This is a genomic window from Edwardsiella sp. A.80236, assembly GCF_044540725.1.
In the GTDB taxonomy this organism is placed as follows: Bacteria; Pseudomonadota; Gammaproteobacteria; order Enterobacterales; family Enterobacteriaceae; genus Edwardsiella; species Edwardsiella tarda.
On record NZ_JBIUCY010000006.1, the window covers coordinates 71262 to 84882 of the forward strand.

A 13621-nucleotide genomic window follows, 5' to 3' on the forward strand; every position below is an offset into this window, starting at 1 on the left:
GTTAGCACATCATTATTAACCTAACGGTAACATAATGGAGGTCAAGGGGAGGCGCGTTGACGAGAACGACGCGGGGGAGCCGCGCCGCCCGCGCGGCGTTAGGCTAGGGTTGCGACGATGACCCGATCGGCGTTGAACAGGGCGTTGACGGACATCCCTAGGCTCAGTTGGAGCTGACTCATGGTGCGATTATCGACGGTGGCACACAGGGTTTCACCGCTGGGCAGGGTCAGCAGCACTTCGCTGTTATCGCTACCGGCTTGAATATGGCTGACGCGCCCGCTCAGGGCATTGTCGGCGGCACCACTCAGGGCGGGATCGGTGCTCAGACGGATCCAGGGCGCCTTGATCAGCACCAACACCTCTTTACCCGGATGTAACGCCAGGCGTTGGGCGCTCTGGGCGGTGACGGCGGCGCGTAACTGGGTCTTACCGTCCGCCAGGCGCAGCAGTAGGTGTTGCTGCACCGCCTCATCGTCCCGCTCGATGACGGTGGCGAAAAATTGGTTACGCGCGCTGGTTTGCAGTGAGAAACGGGCGATGGCGGCTAACAGGCTATCGAGCGGTAGCTCGTCGCTCTTCAACACGTCGAAGGCCTTCTGTTGGATTTGTCCCAGGAGATCGTACAGGGCGATCAGGCGCTCGCCATAGCGAGTCAGGCGTGCGCCGCCGCCGCCCTTACCACCGGTGGCGCGGGCGACGATCTCTTCATCGGCCAGTTGATTCATCTCGTTGATGGCATCCCAGGCACTCTTATAGCTGATCCCGGCCAGTTTGGCTCCCTGGCTGATGGAGCCGGTGTGGCGCACCTGTTTGAGCAGCTCGATGCGGCGCGGATCGGCGAATAGACGATCCTGAAGTTTGAGAGTGAGTAAGATATCGGCTTGCATGGCGGCTCCTCGGCGTGATTGCTTACGCTATTGTGGCCGATCTGACCGTCGACAGGCAAACCGGGACTATCGCACGGATTGAACAATGCGAAACGGTGATGGCTGAGTTACACTATCGATTAGGAGCCTGTCATCCGACGAGGACAGCGCCGCCGTTGCGTCGGCGGCGTAGGGTAGGGTTAGCGCAGCGCGCATATCAACGGAGAGTGAAGTCAGCTATGTTTGAATTGCTGAAGAGTTTGGTCGTCGCCGCCATCATGGTGCCGGTGGTGATGGCGGTGATTTTGGGACTGATCTGGGGAATGGGTGAGCTCTGTAACCTGATCTCCGCGTGGGGTCATCCCGAAGAGAAAGAGTCCTAATTAATGTGCGTCGCGTAGCGCGCGGCGCCGTGGCGGTGAGACCTGGTCTGCCGCCCCCTCACATCGCCCGGTACTGCCGGGCGATGTGCTATCTGCATCTGCAATCTCACCTTTCGCCATGGAGGCCGCCGTGTTTTCCACCGCACAAGTGCATGACATTAACCTGATCGCCCGTTTCCTCGCCTGTGATGAGTTCGCCGGGCAGATGCCGCCGCCGGAGAGTGCCGATCTGCTGATCTTGCTGGGCAATGCCCTGTTGCCGACCGCTCGCGCCAGCTTCGCCGCGCTACGCGCCGGTGTGGCGCCGCAGCTGCTGATCGCCGGTGGCATTGGTCACTCTACCCCCTTGTTATACCAGGCGTTGGCTGCCGATCCCGTGGGGGCGACGCTTGTGTGTGCCGGGCGTGCGGAGGCCGAGCTGTTGGCCGAGTTAGCGTTGAGTGAGGCGGGCATCGATGGCTGTCGCATCTGGCTGGAGAAGGCGTCGACGAACTGTGGCGAGAATGCGCGCTTTAGTCGCGCACTGTTGCAGGCGCAGGGGGAAATGCCGTCGCGCATTCTGTTGGTGCAGGATCCGTTGATGCAACGCCGTACCCTAGCGACCTTTCAGCGTGTCTGGCAGGATCAGCCGGCGGTATCCTTTGCCAGCTGGCCGACCTTTGTTCCACAGTTAGTGTGCCGTGCGGGGCAATGGTGTATCGCTGGCGCTCCGGGGACATTGTGGCCCGTCGCGCGCTTCATGTCGCTGTTGTTGGGCGAGATCCCTCGTCTGCGTGACGATGCTCAGGGGTATGGGCCACGCGGGCGTGACTTTATCGCTCACGTCGATCTGCCCGATGAGGTTGAGGCCGCCTTTCAGCGCCTGGCGTCGATGCTCGGCGAGCGCTATGGCTTCCGTCCGGCATAGGGACAAATGCCAACGGCGTCATATTTATGATTTTTTTCAGTGTCATTGCATGGATTCGCGCCATATAATCCACTACATAACGATATCACTGTATGCAACGGGGAGAGGCGATGAAAGTGTGGAATAAGTTAGTGGCGGGAGCCGTGCTGGCTGCCGGGGTATGTCAGGGGGCCCAGGCCGCAGAGAAGGTGACGGTATTCGCCGCCGCCTCGTTGACCAATGCGCTGCAGGAGATCGCCGCGCAGTATCAGCAGGGTAAGGATGTCAGCATCGTGACCTCGTTCGCCTCCTCCTCGACGCTGGCGCGCCAGATCGATCAAGGGGCGCCGGCCGATCTGTTCATCTCTGCCGATCAGAAGTGGATGGATTATGCCATCGATAAGCAGGCGATGGTGGCGAACACCCGTTACACCTTGCTGGGCAACCAGTTGGTGCTGGTGGCACCGGCCGATAGCAAGCTGGGTCAGATCACCATCGACGCACAGACCCCGTGGAAGAAGCTGTTGGACGGTGGTCGCTTAGCCGTCGGTGATCCGGACCATGTGCCGGCGGGGATCTATGCCAAGGAGTCGTTGCAGAAGTTGGGTGCCTGGCAGAGCGTGTCGCCATTGATGGCGCGCGCTAACGACGTGCGTGCCGCCTTGGCGCTGGTCGAGCGTGGCGAGGCCCCGCTGGGGATCGTGTACGGTTCCGATGCCGTGGCCAGTAAGAAGGTGAAGGTGGTCGGTGTATTCCCTGCGGATAGCCACAAGCCGGTGGAGTACCCGATGGCGATCGTCAAGGGCAAACAATCGCCAGCGGTCGATGCTTTCTATGACTATCTGAAGGGGCCGCAGGCAGCCACCATTTTTACCCGCTACGGCTTTACCCCGCGTTAATCCGTGAGTATGTTCCTGAGTCCTTATGAATGGGAAGCCGTGGTGCTTAGCCTGCAAGTGGCGGGCACCGCGGTGTTCTTTAGTCTGCCGATTGGCATCCTCACCGCGTGGGTGTTGGTCCGTTACCGTTTCCCTGGCAAGGCATTGCTGGATAGCGTGATCCATTTGCCGTTGGTGTTGCCGCCGGTGGTGATTGGCTACCTGTTGTTATTGGCGATGGGGCGCAAAGGGGTGATCGGTGCTTGGCTGTATCACTGGTTCGGCTTTAGTTTCAGCTTCAGTTGGCATGGTGCCGCACTGGCCTCGGCCGTGGTGGCCTTTCCCTTGATGGTGCGTGCCATTCGCCTGGCGCTGTCTGCCGTCGATCAGCGTCTGGAATTGGCGGCACGTACCCTGGGCGCCACGCCACTACGCGTGTTCTTTACCATCACCTTGCCGTTGTCGTTTCCCGGGATCTTGGCCGGAACGGTACTGGCCTTTGCCCGCTCGTTGGGCGAGTTCGGTGCCACCATCACCTTCGTCTCCAATATTCCGGGTGAGACGCGAACCATTCCGTTGGCGATGTATACCCTGATCGAGACACCGGGGGCGGAGTTAGAGGCCGCGCGTCTCTGCGCCATCGCCATCGCGTTATCGCTGCTCTCTCTGTTGCTATCGGAGTGGCTGGCGCGTTGGAGCCAGAAACGGCTGGGAGGCGCCTAAGATGCTGCATGTCGATATTCGTCAACGCCTAGGCGATCTGGATCTGCAGGTCAATGCCGATCTTCCGGGGGAGGGGATCACCGCCATCTTCGGGCTCTCTGGCGCGGGGAAGACCTCGTTGATCAACGCCATCGGCGGGCTGACACGTCCGCAGCAGGGACATATTGTGCTCAACGGCCGCACGCTGCTGGACTGCGAGCAGGGCCGTTATCTACCGCCAGAGCAGCGGCGCATCGGCTATGTCTTCCAGGATGCGCGCCTATTTCCGCACTACCGGGTGCGCGGCAATCTCACCTACGGCATGGCGGAGACGATGCGTAGCCAGTTCGATGCCATCGTTGAGTTGCTGGGGATCGCCCCCTTGTTACAGCGCTTTCCGCGCACCCTCTCCGGCGGCGAGCGTCAACGGGTGGCCATCGGCCGCGCCCTGTTGACCGCCCCCGAGTTGCTGCTGATGGACGAGCCGTTGGCCTCCCTCGATCTGCCGCGTAAGCGTGAACTGCTGCCTTACCTGGAGCGTTTGGCGCGCGATGTGCGCATCCCCATCCTCTACGTCAGCCATAGCATGGATGAGATCCTGCGGCTGGCGCAGCATGTCTTGCTGTTGGATCAGGGGCAGATGCGTGCCTTTGGCCGTTTGGAGGAGGTCTGGGCCAGCAGCGCCTTGCGTCCCTGGCTACAAAAGGAGGCGCCGAGCAGCGTGCTGAATGTGCGCCTCGATCACCATCATCCGCACTACGCCATGAGCGCGTTGGCGTTGGGCGATCAGTGTCTGTGGGTGGCGCGACAGGCGGGCGAGCCGGGTGAGCGTTTCCGGCTACGGATCGATGCGGTGGACGTATCGCTGGTGCGTGAAGTGCCGCGTGCCAGCAGCATCCGTAACATCCTGGCGGTTAGCGTGGTCGAGTTGGTGGAGGTTGAGGGGCAGATCGACGTTAAGCTGGCGTTAGCGGGCGAGACGCTGTGGGCGCGCATCACCCCATGGGCTCGCGACGATTTGGCGTTGGTACCCGGTCAACAGCTATACGCCCAGATCAAGAGCGTGTCGATCAATCAGTAGGGATATAAGCGGGCGCCGCCTCGGCGGTGCCCGTGAAGGTGTTACAGGACGTGCTGCCGCAGGAAATCGGCGATCGCCGGGGTCTCGTTACTGCCGATGACACGCTGAGCGCGCGCCTTGACCGCCTCATCGCTGTTGCCCATGGCAACGCCCAGGCCAACAGATTCCAGCATGCTGATATCGTTGAAATTATCTCCAAAGGCAACCACCTGATCTAGCGTGATGCCTCGTGTGGCGGCGTACTCCGCCAGGCGGCGTCCCTTGCTGTTGCCCGCCTGGGCGACATCCACCTGATCGTGCCAGGACCACTCACAGCTCAATCCCAGATCGCGCTCGATGCCGGCGGCGAAGTCCCGCAAGCGGTCGCCGTCCTCGTCGGAGGTGGCGAACTTCCAGATGGCGTCGGCGTGCTGTGCCGCCTCGCGCAGGCTCTCGACCTGCTGTAGTACTGGGCGTTGATCGGCCGGTAGGGATTCCGCCCAGGCGTGGGAGCGCTGCACATGGCCGGTTGGCCGCTGGTAGAGCATCGCATTATCGACGTACAGCAATCCGTGGATCTGCTGTGCCTCGAGACGATCCAGCACCGCCTGCGCCTGATCGGCGCGCAGCGGATCGGCAGCTAATACGCGTTGTCCCAAGTAATCATACAGATAGGTGCCATTACAGCAGATAGCGGGCGTATCGAGCGCCAGCGCGCGATAAAACGGGTGGATGGCGACATGGTGGCGACCGGTGACGATCATCACCTCCAGACCCGCGGCGCGAGCCTCGGCCAGCGCGGCCAGTGACTCCGGCAGGATCTGTTTGCGGGCATTGAGCAGGGTGCCGTCGAGATCGAGGGCGATCAGGCGATAGTGCATGAGGGATACCTTAAAACGATGAATTCTGCGCCGAATGTTACACCGGATACCCAGTCGACAACAGCCGTTATTCCCCCCATCGCGAGTGCGAGCACTCTTCCAGAGATGACCTGATCACCGTGCGCTAGGCTAACGCCCCTTAGGTGTCGGAGAGCGGTAAAAAGTGCGCATCATGTGACAAGGCCGCCGCTATCGCCTCACACAGCCGGGTGAGTTGTGCTGCGCTGATCGGGTAGGGCGGCATCAGGTAAATCAGATGACCGAAGGGCCGGATCCAAACGCCCTGCTCGACGAAGAAGGCTTGCAGCGTGGCCATATTGACCGGTTGATGGGTCTCCACCACGCCGATGGCGCCGAGCACCCGCGCCTGGCGTACGCGGGGGTGCGCATTGAGCGGTAGTAGCTCCGCACGCAGCTGAGACTCGATGGCGGCGACCTGAGTACGCCAATGCCCCTGTTCGATAAGCTCTAGGCTCGCCAAGGCGACGGCGCAGGCCAGCGGGTTGCCCATAAAGGTTGGACCATGCATAAAACAGCCCGCTTCACCCTCGCTGATGGTGTCGGCGACGGCTCGGGTGGTGAGGGTGGCGGAGAGCGTCAGATAGCCGCCGGTCAAGGCCTTACCGAGACAGAGAATATCGGGGGTGATGGTGGCGTGATCGCAGGCGAACAGTGCGCCGCTACGGCCAAAGCCGGTGGCGATCTCATCGGCGATCAGCAATACCCCGTGGCGACTACAGGCCTGGCGTACGCGTTGCAGGTAGCGCGGGTGATAGAAACGCATGCCGCCGGCGCCCTGAACCAGCGGTTCGAGGATCACGGCGGCGATCTCCTGGTGGTGGGCCGCCAGCAGGCGGGCGAAGGGGACGAAATCCGCCTCATCCCAGTCGTCGCCGAAGGCGCATTGCGGTGCCGGGGCGAACAGGTGTTGCGGCAGGTAGCCGTGATACAGGCTGTGCATGCTGTTATGCGGATCGCACACCGCCATGGCACCGAAGGTATCGCCATGGTAGCCGTGGCGTAGGGTGAGAAAGCGTTGGCGCGGCTCGCCACGCGCCTGCCAATATTGCAGCGCCATCTTTAACGCCACCTCGACGGCGACGGAACCGGAGTCGGCGAGAAACACGCATTCTAACGCCGCTGGCGTCAGTGCCACCAGCTTTTGGCAGAGCGCCACCGCCGCCGGATGGGTGATGCCGCCGAACATGACGTGCGCCATCTGCGTGAGCTGCTGGGTCAGCGCCTGATTCAGATGAGGATGATTATAGCCATGGATGGCGGCCCACCAGGAAGACATCCCGTCCACCAGACGGCGGCCATCCGCCAGTTGGAGCTCGCAACCGCTGGCCGCGACGACGGGGTAGACCGGTAGCGGTTGACTCATCGAGGTATAGGGGTGCCAGATGTGGCGGCGGTCGAAGTCGAGTGCGCTGAGATCCATGACTTATTTTGTCAACCTTCATTTCTTCATAAGAGTTGACATTGTAACGCTTCATGCCGTCTTCGTCATGTCATGTGCCGTAATTAGGTAAACTCAGCAGCCACTTTCGTAAACCATTTTGCATTCCATATGGTTGACATGGTGTTTTGTCGTCTTACACTGAGCCGACGAGTTATCGACTTATCCGATGAGAGAGGCTGCCGTGGCAGAGAGACCGCATTCCGGGCGCTGGACGTTAGCGCAGGCGCAGGCGTTGTTCGAACACCCCCTATTAGAGCTGTTGTTTCAGGCACAGCAAGTCCACCGTCAACACTTTGACCCGCGTCAGGTACAGGTGAGCACCCTGCTGTCCATCAAGACCGGCGCCTGCCCGGAGGACTGCAAATATTGTCCGCAGAGCGCCCGTTACAAGACCGGCCTGGAGGCCGAGAGGTTGATGGAGGTGGAGCACGTGTTGACGTCGGCGCGCCAGGCGCGCGCCGCCGGCTCGACCCGTTTTTGCATGGGAGCGGCGTGGAAGAATCCCCATGAGCGCGACATGCCCTACTTGGAGCAGATGGTACGTGGCGTCAAGGCGTTGGGGATGGAGGCCTGCATGACGCTGGGCGCGTTGAGCGCTAGCCAAGCGCAACGTCTGGCACAGGCGGGGCTGGATTACTACAACCATAACTTGGACACCTCGCCGGAGTACTACGCCAATATCATCACCACACGCCGTTATCAGGATCGCCTGGATACCTTAGCGCGCGTACGCGCCGCCGGGATCAAGGTGTGTTCCGGCGGGATCGTCGGACTGGGGGAGAGTGTGCGCGATCGCGCCGCCTTGTTGGTGGAGTTAGCCAACCTGCCGACGCCGCCGGAGAGCGTACCGATCAACATGCTGGTGAAGGTGGCGGGTACCCCGCTAGCGGATAATCCCGACGTCGAGCCGTTTGACTTCATCCGCACCATCGCCGCGGCGCGCATCATGATGCCGACCTCTTATGTGCGTCTCTCGGCCGGGCGTGAGCAGATGAACGAGCAGACTCAGGCGCTGTGCTTTATGGCGGGCGCCAACTCCATCTTCTATGGCTGCCGCTTGCTGACCACCCCCAACCCGGCGGAGGATCGCGATCGGCAGCTGTTCCGTAAGCTGGGGCTAAATCCACAGCAAACTCAGGTGGCTTATGGCGACAATCAGCAGCAGCAACAACTGGCCGAACAGGTGCTGCAGGCCGATAGCGATCTGTTCTATAACGCGGCGCGCTGATATGGGCTGGCAGACACGGCTTTCACAGGCATTGGCGGCGCGGCAGGCCGCCGACGCCTATCGGCGGCGTACGGTACGCGAGGCATCGGGCGGGCGAGAGATCGTCATCGATGGGCGGCGTTATCTCAATTTTGCGGCTAACGACTACTTGGGACTGAGCCAGCATCCGGCGCCGATCGCCGCCTGGCAGCAGGGGCTGGCACGCTACGGTAGCGGCTCCGGGGGCTCTGCCCATGTCACCGGTCAAACGACGGCGCATGCGGCGTTAGAGGCAGAGCTGGCCGATTGGCTCGGTTATCCGCGTGCGCTGCTGTTCATCTCCGGCTTCGCCGCGAATCAGGCGCTGATCCTGGCGTTGATGCAGCGTCAGGATCGGGTGTTAGCGGACAAACTGAGTCACGCCTCACTGATGGAGGCGGCCATGTTGGCGCCGAGTGCGTTACGTCGCTTCCAACACAACCAGCCCGATTCGCTGGCACGGCTGCTCGCCACTCCACATGAGGGAGAGAGCTTAGTGGTGACCGAGGGGATCTTCAGCATGGATGGCGATAGCGCGCCGTTGGCTGCGCTGCGCACCCTGTGCGATCGCCACGCGGCCTGGCTGATGGTGGACGACGCGCATGGCGTCGGGGTCTGTGGCCGCGAGGGGCGCGGAAGTTGCGACGCCCAAGGGATACGTCCCGATCTGCTGATTGTCACCTTCGGCAAGGCTTTCGGCATCAGTGGTGCGGCGCTGTTGTGTAGTGAGCCATTGGCGGAGTACCTGTTGCAGTTCGCCCGTCACCTCATCTACAGCACCAGCATGCCGCCGGCGCAGGCTTGCGCCCTCCGGGCCGCCCTACAGGTGGTGCGCCAGGCTGACTCGGCGCGGGCACAGCTGGCGGGCCACGTGGCGCAGCTACGCCAGGCCTTGGCTGGTGGGCGTTGGCGTCTGGCGGACTCCCATAGCGCCATTCAACCGCTGATCGTCGGGGAGAACCAGGCGGCGCTGGCGCTGGCGCAACGCTTACGCGCGCGCGGCCTGTGGGTGTGCGCCATGCGTCCACCGACCGTACCGCCGGGCAGCGCTCGCCTGCGTATCACCTTGAGCGCGGCGCATCGGACGCAGGATATCGAACGCCTGCTGGAGGCGCTCGATGACGCTGACGCATGAGTGGGTGAATAAACCGGCGGTGGCGGCGGCCTTTAGTCGCGCCGCTCACGGCTATGAGGAATCGGCGGCGTTTCAGCGTCACAGCGGCGAACGTCTACTGGCCCTGCTGGAGGGGCGTGCCGAGGGGCAGACGGCCTTGGATGTGGGCTGTGGCACCGGCTATTTTAGCCGGCGTCTGACGGCCTACGACTATCGTGTCACCGCACTCGATCTGGCACCCGGAATGTTGGCACAGGCGCGGCGCTTGGACAGCGCACAGCACTATCTATTGGCCGATATGGAGCATCTGCCGCTGGCCGATGAGTGCGTGGATCTCTGCTTCTGTAACCTGGCGATACAGTGGTGCGCCTCGTTGCCCCGGGCACTGGGCGAATTGATGCGCGTGACGCGGCCTGGGGGGCGGGTGCTGTTTACCACCTTGGCCGCCGGTTCGTTACAGGAGCTGGATAGCGCCTGGCGGCAGGTGGATGGTCGGCAACACGTCAACCGCTTTCTGCGCCATGAGCAGATCGCGGCGGCCTGCGCGCCCTATCGCCACTGCCTGACGATGCATACGCTGCGTTATCACTTTCCCGATGTCATGGCGCTGATGCGCTCGCTGAAAGGGATCGGTGCCACCCATCTGCATGCCGGGCGCAGCGGCGGATTGAACGGACGCCAGCATCTGGCGCGTCTGGCGCAGTGCTATCCACGCGAAGCACAGGGCGTGGCGTTGAGTTATCAACTAGTGGTAGGAGAATTGACGCGTGACTAGTCGTACTCAGAGTTGGTTTATTACCGGCACCGATACCGATGTGGGCAAGACGGTGGTCAGCGCGGCGCTGCTGCAGGCGGCGGCGCGGCATGGCCTGCGTTGCGCCGGTTATAAGCCGGTCGCCTCCGGTAGTGAGTGGCGGCCGGAGGGGCTACGTAATGCCGACGCCGTCGCCTTGCAGGCCGCCTCAAGCCTGGCGCTGCGTTACCAGGAGGTGAATCCTTATACCTTCGCCGAAGCGACCTCGCCCCATATTGTCAGCGCGGCGCAGGGTGTGGACATCGATCCGCGTTGCCTCAGCACCGGTTTACATGCCCTACAGCATCGGGCGCAGTGGGTCGTGGTGGAAGGGGCGGGCGGCTGGTTTACGCCGCTGAGTCGGGATTATGGTTTCGATCAGTGGGTGGTAGCGGAGCGCTTGCCGGTGATCCTGGTGGTCGGGGTGAAGTTGGGCTGCATCAATCACGCCTTGCTGAGCGCGCGAGCCATCGCGGCCGCCGGCTTACCATTGGTCGCTTGGGTGGCCAATCAGATCCAGCCTCCCGGTCGGCGCCATGCGGAGTATTTGGCGACCCTGAAACAGGGACTCCCGGCGCCCTGTCTGGGGGAGATCCCCTTCGATCCGGCGCAGGACAGCCAGGCGCGTGCCGCCTACTTGGATCTGACGCCCCTGCTCGACGTCGGGGATGCACGTCTCTCCCTCGCTCGCACGCAACGCTAATGTGGCGTTGCACCTCACCTTATAACTCTAATTTAGATTGTTTGTAATTTTTTAATCGATATATTCGTTTAATAAACCAATCACCCCGGGTAGGCGAAAAAAAATCGCCTGCCTCGCACAGCCGCTCTCCTGCGGGGCGCGCGAAGTTATCCACTATTCCTGTGGATAACCTTGTGTATTAGGTTTAGAAAACCGACGCAAAGCCAGTATCTATGCGGCTTCCACTTAACCCGCTCGGATTCTCGTCTTTGCAATGATTTCCTTTTATATCAAATAATTAAACAAAAGCAAGGTGGCGGGGGATTTTCGTCTTTGCCGGGGCGTCCCCCTTGACAACGCGAGGGGGGCGGGAATGCCCCCTCGCCACGCCGGAATGGGGATAAATGTCATTTTAGCGTGACAGTTGTGAGTGAAATGTGAATGTTTGCACCAGCGATGTGGCTGGCTATTTTAAGCGGGGGGGCCATCCAGTAACATGATGGGTTCACGCGATGATTCGGCGGGTGAGGTGCGGCGCTTCCGTCGGCATTCTGCCGCCGCACAAGCTATGGGGTAGCGAGCCATGAGTAAGACCTTCAAACTGCATTCCGCCTTTCAGCCCTCCGGCGATCAGCCCGAGGCGATTCGTCGCCTGGAGGCGGGGTTGGAGGATGGACTGGCGCATCAGACGCTGTTGGGTGTGACCGGCTCGGGGAAGACCTTCACCATCGCCAACGTGATCGCCGATCTCAATCGACCGACCATGGTGATGGCGCCCAACAAGACGCTGGCCGCCCAATTGTATGGTGAGATGAAGCAGTTCTTTCCCGACAACGCGGTCGAATATTTCGTCTCCTACTATGACTATTACCAGCCGGAAGCCTACGTCCCCAGCTCCGATACCTTCATCGAGAAGGATGCCTCGGTCAACGAACATATCGAGCAGATGCGACTCTCGGCCACCAAGGCGCTGCTGGAGCGGCGCGATGTGGTGGTGGTCGCCTCGGTCTCGGCGATCTATGGCTTGGGTGATCCCGATCTCTATCTGAAGATGATGTTGCATCTGACCCAGGGCATGCTGATCGATCAGCGCGCGATTCTGCGTCGTCTCTCGGAGCTGCAATACACCCGCAATGATCAGGCGTTTGCGCGCGGCACCTTTCGGGTGCGCGGCGAGGTGATCGATATTTTCCCCGCCGAGGCGGAGGATCAGGCGTTGCGGGTCGAGTTGTTCGACGAGGAGGTGGAACGTCTGTCGTTGTTCGATCCGCTCACCGGGCAACTGCTGCGTACCGTGCAACGCTTCACCGTCTATCCGAAGACCCATTACGTGACTCCGCGTGAACGTATCCTGCAGGCGATGGAGGAGATTCGGGGCGAGTTGGCGCAGCGCCGTCAGGTGTTGTTGGCCAACAACAAGCTGTTGGAAGAGCAGCGTCTGAGTCAACGCACCCAGTTCGATCTGGAGATGATGAATGAGCTGGGATACTGCTCGGGGATCGAGAACTATTCACGTTACCTCTCTGGGCGTGGGCCGGGCGAGCCGCCGCCGACGCTGTTCGATTACCTGCCGGCAGACGGCTTGCTGGTGATCGACGAGTCGCATGTCACCATTCCGCAGATCGGGGGCATGTACCGCGGTGATCGGGCGCGCAAGGAGACGCTGGTCGAGTATGGCTTCCGTCTGCCCTCGGCGCTGGATAATCGCCCGCTGCGCTTCGAGGAGTTCGAGGCGTTGGCGCCGCAGACGATCTACGTCTCGGCAACGCCGGGCAACTACGAGCTGGAGAGATCGGGCGGCGAGGTGATCGACCAGGTGGTGCGGCCGACGGGGCTGCTCGATCCGCAGATCGAGGTGCGCCCGGTGGCGACCCAGGTGGATGATCTGCTGTCGGAGATCAACCAGCGCGCCGCCATCGGTGAGCGGGTCTTGGTGACCACTCTGACCAAACGTATGGCGGAAGATCTGACGGAGTATCTGGAGGAGCATGGCGTGCGGGTGCGCTACCTGCATTCCGATATCGATACCGTTGAGCGCATGGAGATCATCCGCGATCTGCGTCTGGGCGAGTTCGACGCCCTGGTGGGCATCAACTTACTGCGCGAAGGCTTGGACATGCCGGAGGTCTCCTTGGTGGCGATCCTGGATGCCGACAAGGAGGGCTTTCTGCGCTCCGAACGCTCGCTGATCCAGACTATCGGCCGCGCGGCGCGCAACCTGAACGGTAAGGCGATCCTGTATGGCGATAGCATTACGCCGTCGATGGCGCGGGCGATCGGCGAGACGGAGCGGCGACGTGAGCGCCAGCAGGCGTTTAACCTGGCCCATGGCATCGTCCCACAGGCGTTGAACAAGAAGGTGACCGATATCCTACAACTGGGCGATGCCGCGACGCGCGGGCGCGGTAAGGGAACGCGCGGGCAACGTGCCGCCGAGCCGCAGCGGGCCTACAGCGGCCTCTCCGCCAAACAGCTCGAACAGCAGATCCAGCGTCTGGAGAGCCAGATGTACCAGCATGCGCAGAACCTGGAGTTCGAACAGGCTGCCGCGTTACGTGACGAAATTCACCAGCTGCGCGAACAGTTCAAGACGGCGCCATAACGCCGTCGCTTTTGCTTGCCCGGCGGCCATAAGGCCGTTAGGGTAGGCGCCTTTCATGCCAAG

The 13621-nt window shown here is 61.7% G+C and carries 13 protein-coding genes; 10 read left to right on the forward strand and 3 right to left on the reverse strand.

Annotated elements, in window-relative coordinates; all coding sequences use genetic code 11:
• Positions 1-98 precede the first annotated feature (98 nt).
• Positions 99-890 (reverse strand): molybdenum-dependent transcriptional regulator, encoded by a 792-nt coding sequence (modE, locus tag ACEQFP_RS07200; protein ID WP_005288851.1) that lies wholly within the window; start codon positions 888-890, stop codon positions 99-101.
• A gap of 218 nt (positions 891-1108) precedes the next feature.
• Between modE and ACEQFP_RS07205 the strand changes: the two genes are divergently transcribed.
• The 5 genes from ACEQFP_RS07205 (at position 1109) to modC (ending at position 4799) form a co-directional block, all read left to right on the forward strand.
• Positions 1109-1252, forward strand: a complete 144-nt coding sequence (locus tag ACEQFP_RS07205) for an AcrZ family multidrug efflux pump-associated protein (protein ID WP_005288848.1) — start codon at positions 1109-1111, stop codon at positions 1250-1252.
• A gap of 130 nt (positions 1253-1382) precedes the next feature.
• The gene (locus tag ACEQFP_RS07210; RefSeq protein ID WP_005294334.1) at positions 1383-2159 is read left to right on the forward strand and encodes a YdcF family protein; all 777 of its coding nucleotides are present in this window, start codon (positions 1383-1385) and stop codon (positions 2157-2159) included.
• Positions 2160-2269: 110 nt separating this feature from the next.
• Positions 2270-3037, forward strand: coding sequence for a molybdate ABC transporter substrate-binding protein (modA, locus tag ACEQFP_RS07215; protein WP_068870536.1), 768 nt, complete (start codon positions 2270-2272; stop codon positions 3035-3037).
• A 9-nt stretch (positions 3038-3046) separates the two neighbouring features.
• Positions 3047-3739 (forward strand): molybdate ABC transporter permease subunit, encoded by a 693-nt coding sequence (modB, locus tag ACEQFP_RS07220; protein ID WP_005288837.1) that lies wholly within the window; start codon positions 3047-3049, stop codon positions 3737-3739.
• 1 nt (position 3740) lies between these two features.
• A complete protein-coding gene (gene modC / locus ACEQFP_RS07225) occupies positions 3741-4799 on the forward strand; it encodes a molybdenum ABC transporter ATP-binding protein ModC (protein ID WP_370547266.1) in 1059 nt (352 codons plus the stop codon).
• A 41-nt stretch (positions 4800-4840) separates the two neighbouring features.
• Here the strand turns inward: modC and ACEQFP_RS07230 are convergent, their stop codons facing one another.
• Both ACEQFP_RS07230 and bioA read right to left on the reverse strand, forming a co-directional pair.
• Positions 4841-5659, reverse strand: coding sequence for a pyridoxal phosphatase (locus ACEQFP_RS07230; RefSeq protein ID WP_005288832.1), 819 nt, complete (start codon positions 5657-5659; stop codon positions 4841-4843).
• Positions 5660-5798: 139 nt separating this feature from the next.
• Positions 5799-7100 (reverse strand): adenosylmethionine--8-amino-7-oxononanoate transaminase, encoded by a 1302-nt coding sequence (bioA, locus tag ACEQFP_RS07235; RefSeq protein ID WP_109579314.1) that lies wholly within the window; start codon positions 7098-7100, stop codon positions 5799-5801.
• A gap of 187 nt (positions 7101-7287) precedes the next feature.
• Here bioA and bioB point away from each other — a divergent pair, with 187 nt between their 5' ends.
• From bioB to uvrB, 5 genes are all read left to right on the forward strand, one after another.
• Entirely contained in the window at positions 7288-8349 is a 1062-nt protein-coding gene (bioB, locus tag ACEQFP_RS07240; protein ID WP_370546459.1) for a biotin synthase BioB, read from the forward strand.
• Between the two features lies 1 nt (position 8350).
• Positions 8351-9502, forward strand: coding sequence for an 8-amino-7-oxononanoate synthase (gene bioF, locus ACEQFP_RS07245; protein WP_370547267.1), 1152 nt, complete (start codon positions 8351-8353; stop codon positions 9500-9502).
• Positions 9486-10256 (forward strand): malonyl-ACP O-methyltransferase BioC, encoded by a 771-nt coding sequence (gene bioC / locus ACEQFP_RS07250; protein ID WP_035600723.1) that lies wholly within the window; start codon positions 9486-9488, stop codon positions 10254-10256. Before bioF ends, bioC begins: the two co-directional genes overlap by 17 nt.
• The gene (gene bioD, locus ACEQFP_RS07255; RefSeq protein ID WP_370547268.1) at positions 10249-10977 is read left to right on the forward strand and encodes a dethiobiotin synthase; all 729 of its coding nucleotides are present in this window, start codon (positions 10249-10251) and stop codon (positions 10975-10977) included. The genes bioC and bioD overlap by 8 nt, the downstream gene beginning before the upstream one ends.
• A 562-nt stretch (positions 10978-11539) precedes the next feature.
• Positions 11540-13558, forward strand: a complete 2019-nt coding sequence (gene uvrB, locus ACEQFP_RS07260) for an excinuclease ABC subunit UvrB (RefSeq protein WP_005294350.1) — start codon at positions 11540-11542, stop codon at positions 13556-13558.
• The last annotated feature ends 63 nt before the right edge of the window (positions 13559-13621 follow it).